The organism is Rhodococcus sp. C1, assembly GCF_020809065.1.
In the GTDB taxonomy this organism is placed as follows: domain Bacteria; phylum Actinomycetota; class Actinomycetes; order Mycobacteriales; family Mycobacteriaceae; genus Rhodococcus_F; species Rhodococcus_F qingshengii.
This window is the reverse complement of the sequence record NZ_CP078080.1, coordinates 861,728-882,867: the sequence shown is the minus strand read 5'-3', so window position 1 is coordinate 882,867 and position 21,140 is coordinate 861,728. Positions and strand designations below refer to the sequence as shown.

At 62.3% G+C, this 21,140-nt stretch carries 21 protein-coding genes; 9 read left to right on the top strand and 12 right to left on the bottom strand.

Annotated elements, in window-relative coordinates; translation table 11 throughout:
- Positions 1-24: 24 nt before the first annotated feature.
- The 3 genes from KTR60_RS04060 to KTR60_RS04050 all read right to left on the bottom strand — a co-directional run bounded on the left by KTR60_RS04060 (position 25) and on the right by KTR60_RS04050 (position 2,015).
- Complete coding sequence (locus tag KTR60_RS04060) at positions 25-195, bottom strand: rubredoxin (protein WP_007734092.1); 171 nt, start codon at positions 193-195, stop codon at positions 25-27.
- Positions 192-1,367 (bottom strand): alkane 1-monooxygenase, encoded by a 1,176-nt coding sequence (locus KTR60_RS04055; RefSeq protein WP_003945652.1) that lies wholly within the window; start codon positions 1,365-1,367, stop codon positions 192-194. Before KTR60_RS04055 ends, KTR60_RS04060 begins: the two co-directional genes overlap by 4 nt.
- A gap of 171 nt (positions 1,368-1,538) precedes the next feature.
- Complete coding sequence (locus KTR60_RS04050) at positions 1,539-2,015, bottom strand: HIT family protein (protein WP_007734089.1); 477 nt, start codon at positions 2,013-2,015, stop codon at positions 1,539-1,541.
- A gap of 140 nt (positions 2,016-2,155) precedes the next feature.
- Here KTR60_RS04050 and KTR60_RS04045 point away from each other — a divergent pair, with 140 nt between their 5' ends.
- On the top strand, positions 2,156-3,763 hold the full coding sequence (locus tag KTR60_RS04045; RefSeq protein ID WP_228402259.1) for an FAD-dependent monooxygenase: 1,608 nt from the start codon (positions 2,156-2,158) through the stop codon (positions 3,761-3,763).
- Here the strand turns inward: KTR60_RS04045 and KTR60_RS29280 are convergent.
- The 6 genes from KTR60_RS29280 to KTR60_RS04015 form a co-directional block, all read right to left on the bottom strand.
- Positions 3,750-3,950 (bottom strand): hypothetical protein, encoded by a 201-nt coding sequence (locus KTR60_RS29280; RefSeq protein ID WP_267132999.1) that lies wholly within the window; start codon positions 3,948-3,950, stop codon positions 3,750-3,752. The genes KTR60_RS04045 and KTR60_RS29280 overlap by 14 nt on opposite strands.
- A 283-nt stretch (positions 3,951-4,233) precedes the next feature.
- Positions 4,234-4,986, bottom strand: a complete 753-nt coding sequence (locus tag KTR60_RS04035) for an SDR family NAD(P)-dependent oxidoreductase (protein WP_019746895.1) — start codon at positions 4,984-4,986, stop codon at positions 4,234-4,236.
- A 3-nt stretch (positions 4,987-4,989) separates the two neighbouring features.
- Positions 4,990-6,033: a 4-hydroxy-2-oxovalerate aldolase gene (dmpG, locus tag KTR60_RS04030; RefSeq protein WP_007734084.1), complete on the bottom strand. Its 1,044-nt coding sequence runs from the start codon at positions 6,031-6,033 to the stop codon at positions 4,990-4,992.
- Entirely contained in the window at positions 6,030-6,932 is a 903-nt protein-coding gene (locus tag KTR60_RS04025; RefSeq protein ID WP_054826815.1) for an acetaldehyde dehydrogenase (acetylating), read from the bottom strand. The genes dmpG and KTR60_RS04025 overlap by 4 nt, the downstream gene beginning before the upstream one ends.
- Positions 6,933-6,940: 8 nt before the next feature.
- The gene (locus KTR60_RS04020; protein WP_042449395.1) at positions 6,941-7,726 is read right to left on the bottom strand and encodes a 2-keto-4-pentenoate hydratase; all 786 of its coding nucleotides are present in this window, start codon (positions 7,724-7,726) and stop codon (positions 6,941-6,943) included.
- A 3-nt stretch (positions 7,727-7,729) separates the two neighbouring features.
- A complete protein-coding gene (locus tag KTR60_RS04015; protein ID WP_058039235.1) occupies positions 7,730-9,328 on the bottom strand; it encodes an FAD-binding protein in 1,599 nt (532 codons plus the stop codon).
- A 115-nt stretch (positions 9,329-9,443) separates the two neighbouring features.
- Here KTR60_RS04015 and kstD point away from each other — a divergent pair, with 115 nt between their 5' ends.
- From kstD to KTR60_RS04000, 3 genes are all read left to right on the top strand, one after another.
- Positions 9,444-11,168: a 3-oxosteroid 1-dehydrogenase gene (gene kstD, locus KTR60_RS04010; RefSeq protein ID WP_007734077.1), complete on the top strand. Its 1,725-nt coding sequence runs from the start codon at positions 9,444-9,446 to the stop codon at positions 11,166-11,168.
- Entirely contained in the window at positions 11,158-12,015 is an 858-nt protein-coding gene (locus KTR60_RS04005; protein ID WP_064112418.1) for a MaoC/PaaZ C-terminal domain-containing protein, read from the top strand. Before kstD ends, KTR60_RS04005 begins: the two co-directional genes overlap by 11 nt.
- Positions 12,016-12,084: 69 nt before the next feature.
- Entirely contained in the window at positions 12,085-13,848 is a 1,764-nt protein-coding gene (locus KTR60_RS04000; RefSeq protein ID WP_007734073.1) for a cholesterol oxidase substrate-binding domain-containing protein, read from the top strand.
- 135 nt (positions 13,849-13,983) lie between these two features.
- Here the strand turns inward: KTR60_RS04000 and KTR60_RS03995 are convergent, their stop codons facing one another.
- Positions 13,984-14,220 carry a hypothetical protein gene (locus KTR60_RS03995; protein WP_125050305.1) on the bottom strand — a complete coding sequence of 79 codons (237 nt, stop codon included), beginning with the start codon at positions 14,218-14,220 and terminating at the stop codon, positions 13,984-13,986.
- Positions 14,221-14,704: 484 nt separating this feature from the next.
- On the opposite strand from KTR60_RS03995, the gene KTR60_RS03990 reads away from it, so the two are divergent.
- The 4 genes from KTR60_RS03990 (at position 14,705) to KTR60_RS03975 (ending at position 18,242) form a co-directional block, all read left to right on the top strand.
- A complete protein-coding gene (locus KTR60_RS03990; RefSeq protein ID WP_003945791.1) occupies positions 14,705-14,992 on the top strand; it encodes a MerR family transcriptional regulator in 288 nt (95 codons plus the stop codon).
- Between the two features lie 133 nt (positions 14,993-15,125).
- Entirely contained in the window at positions 15,126-16,313 is a 1,188-nt protein-coding gene (locus KTR60_RS03985) for a serine hydrolase domain-containing protein (protein ID WP_050794088.1), read from the top strand.
- A 188-nt stretch (positions 16,314-16,501) separates the two neighbouring features.
- Complete coding sequence (locus KTR60_RS03980) at positions 16,502-17,311, top strand: PE-PPE domain-containing protein (protein ID WP_228401879.1); 810 nt, start codon at positions 16,502-16,504, stop codon at positions 17,309-17,311.
- An 82-nt stretch (positions 17,312-17,393) separates the two neighbouring features.
- Entirely contained in the window at positions 17,394-18,242 is an 849-nt protein-coding gene (locus tag KTR60_RS03975; protein ID WP_054826812.1) for a sterol desaturase family protein, read from the top strand.
- An 18-nt stretch (positions 18,243-18,260) separates the two neighbouring features.
- Here the strand turns inward: KTR60_RS03975 and KTR60_RS03970 are convergent, their stop codons facing one another.
- The gene (locus KTR60_RS03970; protein ID WP_054188044.1) at positions 18,261-19,568 is read right to left on the bottom strand and encodes an FtsX-like permease family protein; all 1,308 of its coding nucleotides are present in this window, start codon (positions 19,566-19,568) and stop codon (positions 18,261-18,263) included.
- On the bottom strand, positions 19,565-20,410 hold the full coding sequence (locus KTR60_RS03965; protein WP_054188043.1) for an ABC transporter ATP-binding protein: 846 nt from the start codon (positions 20,408-20,410) through the stop codon (positions 19,565-19,567). The genes KTR60_RS03970 and KTR60_RS03965 overlap by 4 nt, the downstream gene beginning before the upstream one ends.
- Here KTR60_RS03965 and KTR60_RS03960 point away from each other — a divergent pair.
- A complete protein-coding gene (locus KTR60_RS03960; protein WP_228401878.1) occupies positions 20,385-21,134 on the top strand; it encodes a helix-turn-helix transcriptional regulator in 750 nt (249 codons plus the stop codon). The genes KTR60_RS03965 and KTR60_RS03960 overlap by 26 nt on opposite strands.
- Positions 21,135-21,140: the final 6 nt, after the last annotated feature.

Genomic DNA, 21,140 nt, shown 5'->3' with positions numbered 1-21,140 from the left:
TCCTTTCACCGGTGGGTATTTCGATCAGGATTGCGTGACGAGGGTGAAGTCGACCTTCTCGCGGACGCCGCAGTCGGGGCAGCACCAGTCGTCCGGAATACTCGACCACGGCGTGCCGGGCGGAAAGCCTTCTCGCGCAGCGCCTGTCGATTCGGTGTACGTGTAGTCGCAGATCGGGCAGATGTAGGCGTTCATGCGTTCACCCCGTAGGCTGCGAGGATCTTGGCCCGCTTCTTCGGCGCGATGTTGACCTGGGTGATGTCACCTCGGTAGTGCTCGAGAACGCGGTGGTCCATCACCTTGCGCCACAGGGGCGGGACTGTTGCGAGCATGATCATGCTGGCGTAGCCGCTCGGGAGCTGAGGGGCCTCTTCCATACTGCGAAGCGCTTGGTAGCGCCGTGTCGGATTCGCATGATGATCGCTGTGCCGCTGCAAGTGATAAAGGAAGACGTTGGTGCAGATGCGATCACTGTTCCAGCTGTGCGCCGGCGTGCATCGCTCGTACCGTCCGCTTGCGGTTTTCTGACGTAGGAGTCCGTAGTGCTCGAGGTAGTTGATCGCTTCGAGCAGCGAAAACCCGATGAACGCCTGGATCACGAGGTACGGCGCGATGCCGATCCCGAACACTGCAAGCGCGACACCGAACAGAACAACCGACATGAGCCAGGCGTTGAGCACGTCGTTCTTGATGCTCCAGTGCGTGGTGCCCAAACGCTCGAAGCGGGTCTTCTCGAGATGCCACGCCGACTTCAATCCCCCGCCGACGCTGCGCGGCCAGAAACCGTAGAGGGTCTCACCGAAGCGCGAGGTCGCCGGATCTTCCGGAGTCGACACTCGCACATGGTGGCCACGGTTGTGCTCGAGGTAGAAGTGACCGTAAGCACTCTGTGCGAGAACGATTTTGGACAACCAGCGCTCGACGCTCTCCTTCTTGTGCCCGAGTTCATGGGCTGTGTTGATGCCGATTCCGGCCGTCACACCGATCGTCACTGCGAGTCCGATATTGGAGAGAACGCTCAAATCCCAACGCGCCCAGATGTAGCAGGACAGGAAGAAGGCCGTGTACTGCAGCGGCAGATAGGCGTAGGTGCACCACCGGTAGAAGCGGTCGTTCTCGAGTTCGTCGATCACCTCGTCGGGCGGATTCTTCCCGTCCTCACCCGCCAGGATGTCGATGACGGGAATGAGAGCAAACGCGATCAGTGGGCCGGTCCACCAGAAGACATTCCATCCGGTGGCGGTAACAAGCCCCACGGCGATGAAAGTTGCCGATGACGGAATCAGCGCCAGCAGCCACAAGTAGCGTTTCCGGTCTCTCCAAGTTGCGAGCCGACCATCTGGCTCGGTGTACACCAACGCCGCCATCGAATTCTCCAGTTCTCGTTCGGATCAGTGAGTGCGTCCTGCGCGGTAATCCGCGACACGAACAACATCTATGTATAGAGAGTGGACAAATGATAGCGTTTTGTCAACGATTTTTGAGGTAAAAGTTTTACAAACACGCAGATTTGTACATCACTTGGATGTGGCGGCAGATCAGCGTTCAAGGAATCGAGGGCGCAAAAGTGCGCCGAAAGGCGCTCGCGCCTCAGGCGGAACGTAGGCCGCCTCGCCATGCCGGGAATACAGGTGGTCGTCCTCGTATCGCGGAAATACGTGGACGTGGTGGTGCCAGACGTCCTGGTTGCCCGCCGGTTCGTTGTGCTGCCGGGTCGAGACGCCGTCGCAGCCGTAGGCTTCACGAATTGCAACAGCCACGGCCTGAACCAGGTCGAAAACCGAGTGCCCGACGCTCGTGGGCAAAGTGTAGAGATTCTCGAAGTGCTCGATCGGCGACACAAGTACGTGGCCGGGGTTGCCCGGCCACCACTTCGGGGAAATCCGAGCGATTGCGTGGTCGGTTCGAGCAACCAGGTCGGTCGACGAGTTGTGCTCGTCGAACTCGCCCAGCGCGAAGCGACAGAACGGGCACCGGTACCCCGGCGGCTCATGATGCAACTCGCCTGCCTTCACGTCGCGATCTTCCCACGACCTCAACGTCTGCAACCCGTGCGGAAAGCCCCAAAATGCCCGATCTGCGCGAATTTCCCCAAAACAAAAGTTCGCGTACCCATACTGAAATGACCGACTGTCCCCGACGTGAGTGGGTCCTCATGGATACCGACGTATTGGTAGCGGGCGCCGGCCCGATCGGATTGACCACCGCGATCGAGCTGCGCAGACGCGGTATCTCCTGTCGAATAGTCGACCCCCTCGACGAACCGCGGCAATACGCGAAAGCCGTCGGGATTCAGCCACGCACTCTCGAACTCTTCGAGAACATGGGGGTGCTCCGCCAGGCACTCGACGCCTCGACATTGATGCGCGGTCAGATCATGTACACGAACGGCGTCGAGGTCGGCCGCGTCGACCTCACCCTCCCCGACGACGTTCCTTACTGGTTTCTCTGTCTGCCTCAGTACTCGACGGAGCGCATCCTCACCGAGCGCCTCACCGAGTTGGGAACAACCGTCGAACGCGGAGTCGGCCTCACTGCATTCGAACAATCCGACGACGCCGTCACCTGCACCCTCAGCGACGGCAGCACTGTGACAGCCCGGTACCTGGTGGGTTCCGACGGCGCGCACAGCGTGGTCCGCAAAGGGCTGGGCCTGAGCTTCGAGGGCGGCGCGTTTGCCGAGAGCTACATGCTCGGCGACGTCGAAGTCGACTGGTCGATACCCAGCGGCTACTCCGTCCGCGCCAACCACACCAGCGACGACGGAACCACCGACGATCTACTCGTCTGCATCCCACTTCCCGGACACAAGCGGTACCGCATGTCGATGCTCGTTCCGGACGAGTTGATGCCGGACGAATCGTCGAACAAAGCCGCTGTACAACACGGTTTTTCAACCGGCAAGACACCTGAACTCCATCACATCCAGGCCGTGCTCGACAGACTGTCCCCAGAACCGACAACCGCCTCGATGCTGCGATGGTCCTCGGTCTTCCGCATCAGCCACCGCATCGTCGACGCTTACAGCCGCGGACGGGTTTTTGTCGCCGGCGACGCCGCGCACATCCATCCCCCGACTGGCGCGCAGGGCATGAACACCGGGATCCAGGACGCCCACAATCTTGCGTGGAAGATAGCGCTCGCCGTCAAAGGTGTTGCGAAAGCGGATCTTCTCGAGACCTACGACGCCGAAAGGCGGCCGGTCGGTGAAGAAGTCGTCGGGATGACGGTCCGAAATGCTCGAGAAGGAATCGGTTCGGGAGAGTCCTCCATCGACACGGCAATGCGGCGCCAGGCTCAATTGTTGATCGACTACTCGGAGAGTCCGCTGAACACCGGGCGTAATTCTTCGAGTCCACACGTTCAACCGGGCGAGCGTGCACCCGATGCACGCGGAATGCGCCGAGACGGTGTGCAGTATCCAATTCGGTTGTTCGACTTGCTGTCCGGATTCGACCACACGTTACTGCTGACTTCGGACGGATCCGCGGAGAGCATCAACAGCTTGGAGAAGGTCGCCGACGCCGCAATTCGATCAGCGCACGGCTTGCTGGACGTCTACGCGATAGTGCCACCGGGAACCGTGACCGTCGACTCGCTGGTGCCGATCATCGAGGACAACGCCTCGCAACTGTGCGCCGCGTATGGGGTCGAAGGTACGGCGGCGCTGGTCATTCGCCCCGACGGCTACCTCGGATTCCGTGGTCACCCGGAGAACGTTTCCGATTACTTCACGAAAGTGTTTGCCGTCAATCAGGAATGAGCGAAGCGAACATCAACCGAATCTCGGGCGAGAGCTTCATCAACTCGACGTATCCACCCAACGGCCCGGCATCGAGGTAGGAGAACTCCATGCCGGCGCCCTCTACCCGACCTTGTTGCACCACCGACATTCCGCGACGCTCGGCCTCGAGCAACGTCGCCTCGTAATCGTCAGGAACCCAAGCCATGTGATGAACTCCGACGCCGTGAGTCTCCAGGAACTCCGTGTACAGGTTGCGTCGGACACTGGTTGGATCAACTCGAGCTGTTGGCTGCCCGCATATCCGATCGACACGTGAACGACATAGTCCGCGGGCTCACCTCGATACGTTGTGGTCTCGGGACCAAAGGCGATGTCTGGCATACGTAGCCATCGCTCCACTCCCCACTGCCGAGTGAACTCCTGTTCGGCGGCCTCGATGTCCTCGACCACCCAGCAGATTTGGAAGATCGGTCCCGAGACCAACGGGGTCATGCCATTTTTCCGTTGTCCACCGAGTAGACGGCCCCGTGTATCGCCGAGGCGTCGTCGGAGGCAACGAAAGCCACCATCTTCGCAACGTCCTCGGCTTCCATCAAGCCACGCGGCGAGGCAACCTTCATGACGAGGTCGAAGTCGACTCCGTCGGGGAAGGTGAATCCGGTGACTTGAGGAGTCATCATGCCGCCGGGGCAGATTGCGTTGACACGCAGAGACTTTCCGGTGAACTCCATCGCCATCGCTCGGGTCAGTCCGATGAGTCCGTGCTTGGCAGCGCAGTATCCAGCCGAGTACGCCTGCCCTTCCAGCCCCGCGATCGAGGAGACGTTGACGATGTTGCCGCCCCGTTCCAGCAAGTGCGGCAGCGCTGCTCGGGAAAGGAAGAACGGTCCGTTCAGATTGACCGCAAGGTCATGTGCCCATTCGGAATCCGCAATATCCGCCGTATGACGAAGCGAGTGCGATCCCGCCACGTTGACGAGGATGTCGATACCACCGAGTTCGTCGACACACGCTTGCACGGCCGCATCACACTGAGCGGAATCCGAGACGTCCGTCGCCGCGAAACGACGCTCTCCATCCGCGCCAACCACCTCGACCATCGACTGTCGCAGCTTTTCCTTGTCGCGGGCGATACCGAAAACCTGTGCGCCCCTGCGGTGGAGAATCTCGGTGACGGCGCGCCCCAACCCTGAGGACGCGCCGGTTACCAAGGCCACTTTTCCGGCCAGTACGTCTGCCATGGGCTAGGAAGCCGCTGCTTCGCGCTGGAGTTCCAGCGCAATGTCGATCAACTGATCTTCCTGTCCGCCGACCAACTTGCGCTTACCTGCGCGCACCAACAGTTCCGCGGACGACACTCCGTACCGCTCGGCCTGACGCTCGGCATGCTTGAGGAAGCTCGAGTACACGCCGGCGTAGCCCATCATCAGTGCCTGACGATCGAGCAGGCACTCCTGCGGCATTGCCGGGCGCACAACGTCTTCGGCTGCATCGGCGATCGCGAAGAAGTCGATACCGGTCTTGACTCCGATCTTGTCGCAGACACCGACAAACGCCTCGACCGGGGCGTTGCCGGCGCCGGCACCGAACCGACGGGTACTACCGTCGATCTGCTTGGCTCCCGCACGAACTGCCGCAATGGAATTGGCGACGCCCAGGCCCAGGTTCTCATGTCCGTGGAAGCCGACCTGAGCGTCGTTGCCGAGTTCCTGAACCAGCGCCTCGACGCGATCGGATACCTGCTCGAGCACAAGTGCGCCGGCGGAGTCGACCACGTACACACACTGGCAACCCGCGTCGGCCATGATGCGAGCCTGCTTGGCCAGCTTCTCCGGCGGAATCGAGTGAGCCATCATGAGGAATCCGACTGTTTCGAGTCCACGCTCACGCGCGAGGCCGAAGTGCTGGATGGATACGTCTGCCTCGGTGCAGTGAGTTGCGATGCGGCAGATGGACGCACCGTTGTCCTGTGCGATGACGATGTCGTCCTTGATGCCCAATCCGGGCAGCATCAGGAAGGCGATCTTCGCGTTGGTCGCCGTCTCGACTGCAGCTTTGATCAGTTCCTGCTCGGGAGTCTTCGAGAAGCCGTAATTGAAGGAGGACCCGCCGAGGCCGTCGCCGTGAGTGACCTCGATGACCGGCACTCCGGCTCCGTCGAGGGCACCGACGATGGCTCGTACTTCGTCGACGGTGAACTGATGACGCTTGTGGTGGGAGCCGTCGCGCAGCGATGTGTCGGTGACGCGGATGTCCCAGCTCGAATCGAAATGAATCATGTCGCTCATGCCTTCACACTCAGAAGCTTCTGGGCGATTTCCTCGCCCACCTTGGTGGCTGCTGCCGTCATGATGTCGAGGTTGCCCGCGTACGGCGGCAGGAAATCGCCTGCGCCTTCGACCTCGACGAACGTGGTGACCGTTGCATAGCCACCGGAAACGACGCTCGGTTCGTCGAACTGCGGTTCGTTGAGCAACCGGTAGCCGGGCACGTACTGCTGGATGTCCTTGACGACGCGGTGAATGGAGTCGGTGATCGCGGCCTGATCGGCGTCTTCGGGGATAGCGCAGAAGATTGTGTCGCGCATGATCATCGGCGGGTCCGCGGGGTTGAGGATGATGATCGCCTTGCCGCGTTGTGCGCCGCCGATGGTCTCGATACCGCGGCTGGTGGTCTTGGTGAACTCATCGATGTTCGCGCGAGTTCCCGGGCCGGCGGACAACGATGCAACGGAGGCGACGATCTCGGCGTACGCCACGTCGACGACACGTGATACCGCGTAGACGATCGGAATGGTTGCCTGCCCACCGCAGGTGATCATGTTGACGTTGGGTGCGTCCAGGTGCTCACGCAGGTTCGCGGGCGGAACCACAGCCGGGCCGACCGCGGCCGGAGTCAGGTCGACGGCACGGATACCGGCGGCCTCGTAGCGTGGTGCTGCCTCGCGGTGCACGTATGCCGACGTCGCCTCGAAGACCAGGTCCGGTTTCTCCGCCTGGCTGAGCAACCAGTCGACGCCCTCGGCGGAGGTCTCGAGTCCCATCTTGCGGGCGCGCGCCAATCCTTCACTCTCGGGATCGATTCCGATCATCCATCGCGGTTCGAGCCACTCGGAACGCTGCAGTTTGTACAACAGATCGGTACTGATGTTCCCCGATCCGACGATCGCCACACTTGCCTTGGTCATGACTACTCCTACGTGAACTGAAGAGAGACGGAACCGAGGCCGCTGAACTCGGCTCGGAAGTTGTCGCCTGGATGAGCGTCGATCGCTCGCGTGCACGAACCCGGCAGAACGATGTCGCCGGCCTTGAGCCGAACTCCGAACGTGTCGACCTTCTGCGCCAACCACGCGACAGCGGTGACCGGGTTACCGAGAACCGCATCGCTGCGCCCCTCCGCAATCCGCTCGCCGTTGCAGGTCAGCACCGCGTCGATCGCCTTGATGTCGATGTCCGACGGGCGAACTCGTTCCTTGCCGAGAATGAACCCGGCGGAGGACGCGTTGTCCGCGATGGTGTCCGAGAGACCGATCTTCCAGTCCTTGATCCGGCTGTCGATCAACTCGATGGACGGCGCATAGGCGACAGTGGCGTCGATGACGTCTTGTTCGGTGCACCCGGCGCCCGGCAGATCTGCTCCCAGAATGAAGGCGACCTCCACCTCGACGCGCGGGAAGCAGAAGCGCGACGTGTCGACCGGACGGTTCTCGAACTCTTCCATCTCGGCGAGCAGGTGACCGTAATCTGGCTCGTCGACGCCCATCATCTGCTGCATCGCCAGTGACGAGAGTCCGACCTTGTGTCCGACCACCTTTGCGCCACCGGCAACACGACGCCTGATGTTGATGAGCTGGATCTCGTAGGCGTCGACGACGTCGATGTCCGGATACGTGGCGATCAGCGGGCTGATCGGAGCGCGATCCCGTTCCGCCGAATCAAGATGGTCGGCAAGTTCGCCGCGGATCTGCGTCGAGAGCATCGTTCAGGCCTTTCCGACTGTGGAGAATGCGGCTGCGTGCTGACCGGCTCGTCGTCCGGAGAATACGCAGTCGGCGAGCGACAAGCCGCTCACATACGAGTTGGAACAGATACCGACCGCGGTACGGCCGGCGGCATACAGACCAGGGATACCCTCCCCGGCCTCGTTTTTCACCATGCCGGACGATTCGTCGACCACCAATCCACCGAGCGTGAGCATCGGGCACGGATTCATCATGTTGGGCTTGATCGAGACGTCGTACATCGTGAACGGCGCAGACAGTATCGGCCTGACGAAGTCCGACGGTTTGCCCATCGGATCAGGTTGTCCGGCAGCGGCAGCGGAATTGTGCGCGTCGACGGTGGCTTGAAGGCCGGCGACGTCTATCCCCGCTTTGCGGGCGACCTCGGCAATGGTGTTGCCACGCACTGCAGTACGCATCATTCCGGTGGTCTGCACCCGCTGGAACCACATCGACTGGTCACCTATCTGCGATTTCGCTTCGCGAACGAGTTCGGAATCTGCCAGCAGCCAACCGATTCCGCTGCTCTTCTCCGCCATCGCCTGACCGAGAGCGGCACCGTAACGGGACTCGTCGACGATTCGCGCACCGGATTCACCCACCAAAATGGAACCGAGAAAAGCACTCGGCGGGACGATGAATCGCCAGGCGGACACATTGCCGAGCTTGTCGGTGGCTCCCCCGGCTTCGATACCGAGGTTGATGCCTTTGCCGTCGTCCCCGGACGTGCCGAGCGGGATACCGCCCTTGTAGGCGGGGGCATGGGTGCGCATCATCTCGCGATTGGACACGAAGCCGCCGGCGCTCAGGATCACGCCGCCGCGTGCCTGGATGCGAATCCGCTTGGCGTGCTTCTTCTCGATCTTCGCGATGAGTGCGTCGAGAATCGTGCGCAACTGCGGTGCGTAGACGCCGGGCTTGGAGGACAGGGACCCGAGCGTCGCGTGACGGCGACGAACTCCGGCAGGTGCGTCACGCAGCGTCAGTGCTTCGACGCCGATCACCCGGCCGTCCTCGATGATCAGCCGGTCCGCTCGCGTCTGGCCGAGCAACTGGACGCCCTTCGCCTCCGCGGACTTCGCGAGCGGGCCGTACAGCATCTTTCCCGACGTGCCACGCCCCTTGGCGCGATGACCACGCGGAGCAGGTTTTGCGATGTCACGGAACCCGCCGGCCGATTCGCTACCCGAGAAGTAGAGGTAGTGCTTGTTGCTCGGGTACGACGTCTTGTACGGACAGAGTGAGGCCTCGAACGGCACGCCGTGACTGCGCAGCCAGTCGATCGACGCCGGGCTCTCGTCGACGAACCGGCGCAGAGTCTGCGGCGTCACCGCGTCACCGACCTCGCGGTTCAGGTAGGCGAGCATGGCTTCGGGACTGTCCTCGACACCGGCTTCCTTTTGAATCACGGTGCCGCCGCCGGCGTAGTAGATTCCTCCGGAAATCGTGCTGGCCCCACCGCCGAGCGCTCGGTCGATCGCCAAAACCGACGAACCGGCCGCTACCGCTTCGAGCGCCGCACTGGCGCCCGCCACACCGAACCCGACCACAAGGACGTCAACCGAAGTATCCCAGGTCACACCGCACCATCCTCAATCTCACTGCAACGTGTTTCGTTATCAATGACAACGTCCGGAAATACTTCCTGGCAGAAAGCATGGACTGACACCCCCATCATTCTATAACGTGTTCTACATGAGCAAGCAGGAATACGACATCGTCGTCGTCGGCAGTGGTGCCGCAGGTATGACAGCGGCCTTGACCGCAGCCCACCAGGGCTTGAGTGTGGTCATCGTGGAGAAAGCCGCCCACTACGGCGGATCGACCGCCCGTTCCGGTGGTGGGGTCTGGATCCCCAACAACGAGGCACTTCAAGCGGACGGTGTCACCGATACACCGGAGGCCGCACGTTCCTACCTGCACAGCATCATCGGCGACGTTGTCGCTCCCGAACGCATCGACACCTATCTCGAGCGCGGTCCCGAGATGCTCTCGTTCGTGTTGAAGAACAGCCCGCTCGAGCTGCAGTGGGTTCCCGGCTACTCCGACTACTACCCGGAAGCACCCGGCGGACGCCTCGGTGGCCGCAGTGTCGAGCCCACCCCGTTCGACGGCAACAAGTTGGGCGCCGACCGCAAGAACCTCGAGCCCGACTACGTCAAGGCCCCCAAGAACTTCGTCATCACCCAGGCCGACTACAAGTGGCTCAACCTGCTGATGCGCAATCCTCGCGGACCCCTGCGCGCCATGAAGGTCGGCATGCGATTCCTCGCAGCGAAGGCCACCAAGAAGGATCTGCTGGTTCGCGGCCAGGCACTGGTCGCCGGTATTCGACTCGGACTTCAGTCCGCCGGAGTACCCATCCTGCTGAACACCCCGCTGACCTCCCTGTACACCGAAGACGGCGCAGTTCGCGGCGTCAACGTCATCGTCGACGGCGAGGAGCAGGTCATCCGCGCTCGCCACGGAGTCGTGTTGGGATCCGGCGGATTCGAGCACAACAAGGAAATGCGTGAGAAGTACCAGCGCGCACCTATCGGCACCGAATGGACCGTCGGCGCGAAGGCAAACACCGGCGACGGTATCCGCGCAGGCCAAGAAGTGGGCGCTGCAGTCGATTTCATGGACGACGCCTGGTGGGGCCCGTCCATTCCGCTGACCGGCGGACCGTGGTTCGCTCTCTCCGAGCGCACCCTCCCGGGCTGCATGATGGTCAACATGTCGGGCAAGCGCTTCGGCAACGAGGCGGCTCCGTACGTCGAGGCAACCCATGCGATGTACGGCGGTGAGTACGGTCAGGGCGAGGGCCCCGGCGAGAACATCCCGACGTGGATGATTCTCGATCAGCGCTACCGCAACCGCTACACGTTTGCCGGTATCACTCCCCGCTCTCCCTTCCCCGGCCGCTGGCTCAAGGCCGGCATCGTGGTCAAGGCGGGAACCATCGCCGAATTGGCCGAGAAGACAGGGCTTCCCGTCGCATCGCTGACCGAAACCGTCGATCGGTTCAACGGCTTCGCGCGCAACGGCAAGGACGAGGACTTCGGACGCGGTGACAGTGGTTACGACGCGTACTACGGCGATCCCCGACTGAAGAACCCCAGCCTCGCCGAAATCAGCAAGGCTCCGTTCTACGCCATCAAGATGGTTCCGGGTGACCTCGGCACCAAGGGCGGAATCTGCACCGACGTCAACGGCCGAGCACTACGCGAAGACGGAAGCGTCATCGACGGCCTCTACGCGGCTGGCAACGCAAGCGCTCCGGTCATGGGCCACACCTACGCCGGACCAGGCGCGACCATCGGTCCCGCAATGACTTTCGGTTACCTGGCCGTACTCGACATCGTCGAGCGTGCGAAGAAGGCCGAGACAACCGAAGCACCTGCAGCTGAAAAGACGGCGGTCGACCATGCCAATTGATCCGAAGATCGCACTCGGCGCCGAGCTTGCGCCACAAGAGTTCTCGTGGACCCCGTCGGACGTGCAGCACTACCACTTGGCCCTGGGGGCAGGTGCTCGTCCGCTTGATCCGACCGAGCTTCGATACCTCGACGACGAAAAGCCTCAGGTACTACCCACCTTTGCCACCGTCGCCGCCAACTTCCACGCCACCGAAGCACCGAAGGTGTCGTTCCCCGGCGTCGAAATCGATCTGGCGAAGGTAGTCCACGGGAGCCAGGAAGTCACTGTCCATCAGCCGATCCCGGCAAGTGGAAGTGGCCGCACCACAACTCGAATCGCCGAGATCTGGGACAAGGGCAAGGCCGCGGTGATCGTGCAGGAATCCGTCACGGTCGACGCCGAGGGCAACCCGCTGTGGACAGCTCGCTCGTCCATTTTCGCCCGCGGCGAGGGTGGTTTCGGGGGTGAACGTGGTCCGTCGGAGTCGATTACGCTTCCGGATCGCGAAGCAGATGAGACAGTGGTGACGCCTGTGCTTCCACAGCAGGCTTTGCTGTACCGGATGTGTGGTGATCGGAATCCGTTGCACTCGGATCCGCAATTCGCCTCCGCGGCAGGCTTTCCAGCGCCTATCCTGCATGGACTGTGTACTTACGGAATGGTCTGCAAGACCGCAGTGGATACCATGCTCGACGGCGACAGCAGTCGGGTAGCCGGATTTCGGGCCCGCTTTGCCGGGGTCGTATTTCCCGGCGAGAACTTGAGTATCCAGATCTGGAAAGACAATGGGCGACTCCTGATCTCAGCTTCTGTACTGGAGCGCGAAGCTCCTGCCCTGGCTGACGTAGTTCTCACTCTTGTCTGATACCAACCTGTCTGATACCCACCTGTTAGAACTCACCGTAGTTCTCGAACCCGATGGAGTAGCCCGAAGATGACGGCACAAGACGAAAAGTTCCGACTGTCCCGACGAGGTTTCATGGCCGCTGGAGCCGGCGCCGTGGCAGCGACCGCATTCGCCGGCTGGACGCCGGCCTATGCCGTCCCCGCCGGCTCCTCCGGCTCCGCGGGTGGTCCTGTCTCCACCCTCACGCCGCCGCCTGCCTTCCCCGAAGGCATCGCGCTGTACCAGCAGGCATATCAGAACTGGTCCAAAGAGATCATGCTCGACGCGATCTGGACCTGTTCGCCCAAGACGCCCGAAGACGTAGTCCGCCTCGCGAACTGGGGCCATGCCAACGGCTACACCATTCGTCCCCGCGGTGCCATGCACGGCTGGACGCCGCTGACCATCGTCAACGGTGCGCCGGTCGACAAGGTCATCCTCGCCGACACCACGGTCCACCTCACCGGCGTCTCCGTCAACGCCGGTGGCAGCCCAGCCACCGTCACCGCAGGACCCGGCGCGACCCTCGACGCCATCACCACCGCACTGCAGGCACAGGGCCTCGGGTTCGCGAACCTGCCGGCGCCGGGTGTGTTGACCATTGCCGGCTGCCTCGCCGTCGACGCTCACGGCGCAGCTCTTCCCGCCGAAGGCGAAGCACACGTTCCCGGACAGACTTTCGGCTCACTCTCCAACCTCGTCACGTCCCTGACCGCAGTGGTCTGGAACGGCAGCGAGTACGCACTGAAGACGTATGCACGTAGCGACGCGGCGATCAAGCCGCTGCTGACTCACCTCGGACGCACCTTCCTCACCTCCGTCACCTTGCAGGCCGCCCCCAACTACCGCATGCGCTGCGTCAGCCACACCGACATCGGTTGGCAGGAACTCTTCGGCGCCCGCGGAGCGTCCGGACGCACCTTCGAGAAGTTCGTCCGCGAAAACGGTCGCGCAGAAGCAATCTGGTACCCCTTCACCGAACGCCCGTGGATGAAGGTGTGGTCACTTGCACCCACCAAGCCGCCGTTCTCGCGTGAGGTGACCGGACCGTACAACTACATCTTCTCCGACAACCTCCCGGAGCCGGTCACCGACATGATCGGCCAGATCAACTCCGGAAACCCGGGCATCGCACCGGCATTCGGGCAGATCATGTACGCCACCACCGTTGCCGGACTCGCCGCGACGTTCTCCAACGACCTGTGGGGATGGTCCAAGGACGTCCAGTTCTACATCCGGGCCACCACCCTGCGCCTGACCGAGGGCGGCGGAGCCGTCATCACCTCGCGCGCCAACATCGGCCAGGTCATCCACGACTTCACCCAGTGGTTCAACGGTCGCATGGAGTACTACCGCTCTATCGGACAGTTCCCCCTCAACGGCCCCGTCGAAATCCGTTGCTGCGGCCTCGATCAACCGTCGGATGTCGAGGTCGACTCGGCAGGCGCCCCCACCATCTCGGCCATGCGCCCGCGCCCCGACCATCCGGAATGGGACACCGCCATCTGGCTCAACGTCCTCGGCGTCCCCGGAACCCCCGGCATGTTCGCGTTCTACCGCGAAATGGAACAGTGGATGCGTAATCACTACAACAACAACGACGCCACCTTCCGCCCCGAGTGGTCCAAGGGCTGGGCGTTCGGCCCCGACAAGCCGTACACCGACACCCCGATCATCACCCAGGGCCTCCCCCAGACCTACCGCGACGGCGTCCCATCGAGCGACAACTGGGACACCGCCAACGCCGCATTCAACGCGTTGGATCCGCACAAGGTCTTCAGCAACACCTTCCTGGACCAGTTGCTGCCTTGAGGTTCAAGTACTGAGCGCACACTCTGACAACTCGACGGTCGTCGCCACTCCCCTTACTTTCGGGAGTGCGGCGGCCGTCGTGCGTTGCAGTGAGCGGGATGAAGGAGTCCCCCGCATCCCGACGAGGCAGCTGCCTCAATCGCGATCAGGATGGATCGCCTCGTGCATACTTTCCACTGCCCTGGCGTGAGTTGAGAGCTCGGACCGAGCCGACCGAATCGTGGCGCTGTCGCTGCGTGCCCCCGGCTCGGACGACGACGAGTCCTCTCCGGGGTTCGGCGCGCCATCAGCTGGATGCTCGGAGGAGCCGGTGCGCTCTTCCCTCTCCGCGCGGGCGCGCAACAACGACTCGGACTTCGGGGTATTTCGCATCGGAGCATTGTCCCAGATCCATCTCCTATGACTCACATTGAGCGCTCTCACCCCCGGTGACCAGGCCGTTCCTGAATATCAACACCTAGAATGTTCGCAACAAAATATCTACAGCGGTCAGGGTAGACATTCTCGCGAGGCTGTTGTATCTTTTTTCTCGTAGCAAGGAACGAGTCAAGAGATGCGGGAGAGATGAACTACCCGCAAGCAGTACCGCAGGGCAGGGACGTGCCGGGGCCGAATTCGTGTGTGAGTGTGTAGTCGGACCCGGCACCCCCCTTCAAAGCGGCTACCGGATGTCTTGTGCGAGTCCGGAAGTTCGAAAGAATGCAGTTATGTAAGTAAGTTCAACCCCATCCGGCCCCCGGCGCTCCTCGCGCCGGGGGCCCCGTCCGTTCAGCGAAAGAAGCGAGCCATTCCGGCAGATACACCACCGGGGGACCCCTCCGGCAGATTCGACGACGAGAACTATCCTGCGTACAGCATGGGACATGCGGCCGAGATCCTCGGTGTCAGGCAAGCTTTCCTTCGTAGCCTCGATGCCGCGAAACTGCTTACCCCACAACGCTCTGAGGGCGGACATCGCCGCTACTCCCGCTACCAGCTGCGCATCGCAGCCCGCGCGCACGAACTCGTAGCCAACGGCACGGCGCTCGACGCTGCTTGCCGCATCATCATCCTCGAAGACCAACTCACCGAAGCCCGTCGCATCAACGCCGAGCTTCAGCAAGCGCAGGACCTGCGAGAGGAACCGGACGCGGCACCCGAATGAGGACTGCACTGGAACAGCAGTTGCGCCTATACGGTCGATCTGACCCCTCCTCCTTCCAACTGCGGTAAATTCGGCCAATTGGGACATTGCTCGGCGTCGGTTGCTCGATTTCCACATCGAAGGGATCGCAGGCATGACTTCCTCCCACCACCGCGCTCGGGTGCGGCTGTCTGCTCTGTCGATCGCCTTGACCGTTGCCATTGCAACCGCTGCGTGCAGTTCCGACGATGACTCCGCAACAAACACGGGCAGCGCCTCTCCCAGCACCTCGAGCAGTCGAGAATCCACCGAGATCACGGACATCGTCCGCCGCCAAGTGGCCGACTTGGGCCTCAGTGCCGCTGTGTTCGGGGTGTGGCGAGGCGACGACGAAGTTGCTCTCGGCGCCGTCGGAGAGTCCCCTGTCGGAGTTCCGGCGACAACCGACATGCAGTTGCGCGTCGGCCAACCGATGGAACCGATGCTCTCGACAGTCCTGCTGCAACTCGACGAAGAGGGAACGCTTCCCCTCGATCAACCGATCGCGAAGTGGGAACCGAACTTTCCGCGCGCAGACACCATCACTCCGCGAATGCTGGCCAACAGCACGTCGGGCATCTCCGACTACGTGACCGATCCACAGTTCCTCAAACTCTTCACGGACAACCCGATGAAGGGCTGGACCTCTCGAGAGATCCTGGATCTTGCCAACTCCCGCCCGCCGTTGTTCGAACCCGGCACCAGTTGGGCGTACGCGCACAGCGACCTGACGCTGCTCGGCGACGTCATGGAGAAAGCGACTGGAAAACCGCTGGGCGAACTACTTCAGCAGCGCGTCTTCGATCCACTCGGGATGGATCACAGCAGCGTTGTACTCACGTCGCAGATGGACGAACCGATCCTGCACGGTTACACCAATGAACGTGGAGTATTCGAAGACTCCACTTTCTGGAATCCGACGGCGTTCCTGCACAGCGGAAACATGAACGCGCCTGTCGCCGACGTCGGAAAGTGGGTGCGCGCGCTGGGAACGGGAGAGTTACTCTCCGACAAGGCTTTCGAGCAGCAGATGGCGCCGACGACTGCGGGCTTGGGAAGTATGACGGCGGACAAGTTCTTTTCCTTCGGGACCGGGCACCTCGACGGCTGGCTGGTGATGAACCCGTCGTACGGCGGTTACAACGGTCTCGCGCTCTACTACCCCGATTCGAAGACGACGATCGTCGTCTACGCCACACTCGGGCCGACAACCAACGCGGACCTCAACAACGCCGTGTCGATGGGGAAGGAGATCGGAACCCTCCTCGAGCCGGATCACCCGCCGCAGGTACCGACGCCGTGACGCCCCACACACGCTGGTAGTAAACAGCGCCGGTCGGCAACTTCCTGTTTACGCACGGATTACCTCCAGGACTTATCGCCCCATCACCATTCTCTTCAGTACCGAACGAAACGCGTCGGACCGCGGGTTGTCTCGCCAGTGAACGAGAACGTAGATAGATGGGGACAGGCCCGATGAGGAAATACGCGATGTCAGTGGCATGCACGGTTGCAGTCACAGCGGGGGTGACTCTTGTGATGTCGGTACCTGCCGGAGCGGACCCGTATGACGGTGGGTCGTGCCCGGCCGGTGCGGTATTCGCGGTCGGCGGAACGTGGGATCCGACGGGACAAACGACGCAACCCGTCACCGACCGCTACGTCGCCCAGGGCTACGCCTCCAAGCCGGTGACCTACCCCGCCAGCTTCTGGCCGCTCGGCGAACAGACGTACGACCAGAGCGTTGCCGCCGGCGCCCAGACGCTTCGCACCGAAGTCAACGCTTTCCACGCTCAGTGCCCGGGCAGCGAGATCGTCGTCACCGGATACTCACAGGGAGCACGGATTGCCGGCGACGTTCTCGGTGACATCGCACGTGACGGATCCATTCCCCAATCGCAAGTCGAAGGCGTCCTCTACGCCGACCCTCGCAACTCGGCCGGGGGCATCGAAACCGTAGTGCCCAATGTCGTTCCGGGAGCGACGATGTCCGGAGCACGCGGCGGATTCGGAGACATCGCAGTGCAGGAAGTCTGCATCGAGGGTGACGGCATCTGCAACATGCCCAAGCCGCGTGATGCGCCCGAGGTGTTCGTGGATTCGGTCTTCGGCTACTTCACGAAGCACAACACCTACACGCCGATGATGTCCGAGCCCGCTCCGCCTGCTCCCCCGGCGCTGCCGCAGACACCGTCGGTGCCACTGCAACCGGCTGACGTCGCCACTGCGATCGTGACACGGGTCGTCGAGAACATCACTCCGTATCTGAGCGCTGCACTCGCCACCGTGCTGACGAAGTAACGCGACACCGCTTGTTCGGCTGACTGAAAGTCGACCGATTCGTACAAGTCGAGGACCACCCGCGCCGTGCACCATCGAATACATGCTCACCCTCATCGTCAGATACGGGTACGTCCCGTTCATGCTCTTGGGAATCAACGGAGCCGCAATCGCGCTGGCGGCATCCGGTGCGCCGAAATGGTCACTGGTGGCATTGATTCTCTTCGCAGTGGTCTGCTCTTTCGCGGCCGAACGGGCGCTTCCCTACGAATCTTCGTGGAATGCCCCGGGACCGGACAGGTTTCGCGACGCTGTCCATGCGTTTGTCAACGAATCCCTCATCTTGGTCAGCGTCGCGGTAATCCCGTTGATGGCCGCGGTGATTCCGTTCGACGGGCTGTGGCCGAGCGGTCTTCCGTTTGTCCTTCAGGTCGTCTTCGCAGTGTTGGTTGCCGATTTCGGCATCACCGTGGTGCATTTGATCAGCCACAAGGTTGGATGGTTGTGGCGTTTCCACGCGGTTCATCACAGCCTCGAACGGTTCTACGGTATGAACGGACTGATGAAGCACCCCGTGCATCAGACTTTCGAAACCGCCGGTGGCGTCCTGCCACTGATCCTCCTCGGGATGCCCGTTCCAGTTGCCTCGGCGCTCGCGGTTTGTGTCGCTGTCCAACTCCTGCTTCAGCATTCGAATGCCGACTACCGCATCGGCCCCCTGCGTCCGATACTCGCCCTCAACGCCGGCCACCGATTCCATCACCTGAAGTGGGCGGGAATCGGTGACGTCAATTTCGGTTTGTTCACTCTGATCTGGGATCACCTGTTCCGCACTTATTCTTTCGATCCGGAAAAGCGCTTCAGCAGTGACGATCTCGGAATGGCGGCCAAGCCCGACTACCCGGACGACTACCTCGGCCAGTTGGCCGAACCGTTCCGGAGACAGAACTGACGGACGAGGGGCGGAGATTCAGCCCGCGAGTACCCGTCGCATGACGGGCTTGGCTGCAAACGCACTGGCCAACACCAACGCGATCCCCACAGCCAGGGTGACGCCCAACTGAACCAGCGCCATCGGAGTGGTCAATACGGCTGCCCCTGCCAGTGGGAAGAGGAACAGCAGTGCAGCGCCGGCACCGGCCAGTGCCATCACCACCACGGGAGTGCGAACGTGCCGCATGCGGGCGCTGTCCATCACCTCGACAGGTGTACCGGCCAGAGTCAGACTCCGATACAGCTCACGGTTGTCGAGGATCCCGGATACCTGGGTGAGCGCAGACGAGATTGCCGCCAACGTGAATGTTGCTCCGAGAGTGAACAACACCCCGGTTCTCATGTCCGCGAACAGGAACTCCTGCCCTGGCTGCAAATCCTGCCCTTCCCCGTTGCCTATCGCGGCGAGGAGAGATGTGCCTGCGGCAACAAAGCTGGCCATCGTCACACCGCTGACCGTGCGCCACACAGCCTTCGGATTGTCCAAGACCCGACGCGCCGCAATCAGCGAAGCACCGTCTTTGGCGCATTTGAGCATGATCCGTCCAAGCAGCGAAATGACGAACGGACCGACCAACGCAACAACGCCGAAGCAGAGACCAAGGCCCACCAGGATTGCCGCGATGCTTGCCGCGGAGCCCCCGAATGCACTCCATCCCACAAGAACCCCCACCCCAGCCACCGCGAAGATCATCTTCGGTGCGGCGCTGGGATTGCCCGCCGTGACGCCCAACGGGCTCACGAACACCTGGCGCATCCCGAGCATCGACGTCAAAGCAGCCAGGATGGTCATTCCGAATACGATGCCCACCAGCGGAAGTGCGCCTACCCAAAGCTCACTCCACTCGAATGTCCGACCTTGAAATCTCAAGAGAGCTACGAGCGGCAACGCGAGGAGGTATCCCACCACACCGATCAACGCACCGGCCAAGCCCTGGATACCCGATTCCGCAGCGCACAGCGCAACGATCTGGCGAGGGGTGGATCCGATGAGTCGCAGCGAGGCAAGTCGTTCGTCGCGACGGCGCGCGCCCAAGCGGGCCGCCGCCAGGCCGAGAGTGACGGCTGGAACGATCATCAACACCGAAGCAACCCCTGCGAGTGCTAGGTACGCCTCGGCTTCGGGTTCGCTCGATCTGCCCGCAAATGCACCGTAGCCGCCGAGCACCGTCAGCAACAACGTCGTCGAGGCGGCAAAGGCCGTTACGGGAAGCGCGAAGGTACTCAAGGCCTTTCGGCCTTCACCTCGCACCGTCATCAATGCAACGCGCGCTGTGGCCTTCATGCCGCCACCTGTGTCCCGACGAGCGAACCGGCCTGCATCATCATCGTGCGATCACACCACCGAGCGACTTCGGCATCGTGAGTGACGACGACCAACGCAGAACCGATCTGTTGAGCCGAATCACGCAACACCCTCATCACTTCCCAACTCGTCTGCGCGTCGAGGGCACCGGTCGGCTCGTCTGCGAAGAGAACGGCGGGTTTGGTCACCAACGCTCGCGCAATCGCCACACGTTGCGACTGCCCACCCGACATCTGACCCGGGCGACGGTCCTGCAGCCCGTCCAGTCCCAATGGCGCAAAGAAGCCGTGCGCCGTCCGCTTGGCTTCGGCGATGGACAACCCGTTGAGCACCAAGGGCAAAGCGACGTTCTCGATCGCCGGAAGCTCCGGCAACAGTTGGCCCGATTGAAAAACGAATCCGTACGACTCGCGTCGGAGGCGGCTGCGGTCGTTCTCACCGAGGTTCTCGATATGCCTGCCGCTCAGCAGGATTGCTCCCGAGTCGGGCTTGACGATTCCTGACATGCAATGCAGCAGAGTCGACTTGCCCGACCCTGAAGGACCCATGATGGCCGTAGCAGTACCGGCGCGCACTTCCAGCGATACACCTCGGAGCACTGGAACGTCGCCGTACGACTTGCCCAGCGCGTGGACCGACAGGACTGCGGGTGCTTGTGCGTTGTTCATGATTCCACCTTCTCGTGAACCCCTCGCCAGCACATCGGCCCAGCGCACGATCTTCGGGCTGAGCTCGGTCCTACCGGAGGATGACCGGACCCCGAGCTCTGTCAGGGTCGTCACTATGATTTCCGACATGACCTGGTCCGGCGCCGTCCACATGCAGCCCGGAATTCTCATGTTCACCGGCGCAGTGGGATCCGCGCACATGCATTCGCACGCCGCTGTTCAGATCATGATCATCGACGACGGGGACGTCACGGTCACGGACGGGGACGGCCACAGTGAAGTCGTACGGTCCGTGGTCATTCCATCCGGGGCGGTCCACGCGTTGTCCGCCTCCGAGGGTGCGCGGGGACGGGCGATCTACATTGACTCCACCACCGGGATGGGTCTGCGCATCAGGCCACCGGAGCCGGGCCGCGGTGGTGTGGCCGACTGGTCGGACCGTGGGCAGACCGCAGTAGCGATGACGGACCGCGGCGCTGATTCGGATCTGGAATACGCAGCGAGGCTGATCGATTCACTGTCCGAAAGTAGACAGCCGTCGAGCGTACGCGCTCTTCACCCGGCGCTCGAGCATGCCCTGACGCTACTTCACGAGCGACTTTCAGGGCCGATAACGCTGACGGACACCGCCGCGCTGGTCTCCATCTCACCCGGCCGATTGGGAAGAATCTTCAACGATCAACTGCAGATGAGTTTTTCGACCTACATTCGTTGGTTGCGGCTACGACGCGCCATGGAAGTGATGAGCGGTGGCGCAAGCCTGACAACCAGTGCCCACGAGGCCGGCTTCACCGACAGCGCCCATCTCAACCGGATCTGCCACAGTATGTTCGGGCTCACGCCCAGCGCCGCGACCGGCGGCCTCACCTGGAATTGACGCTAC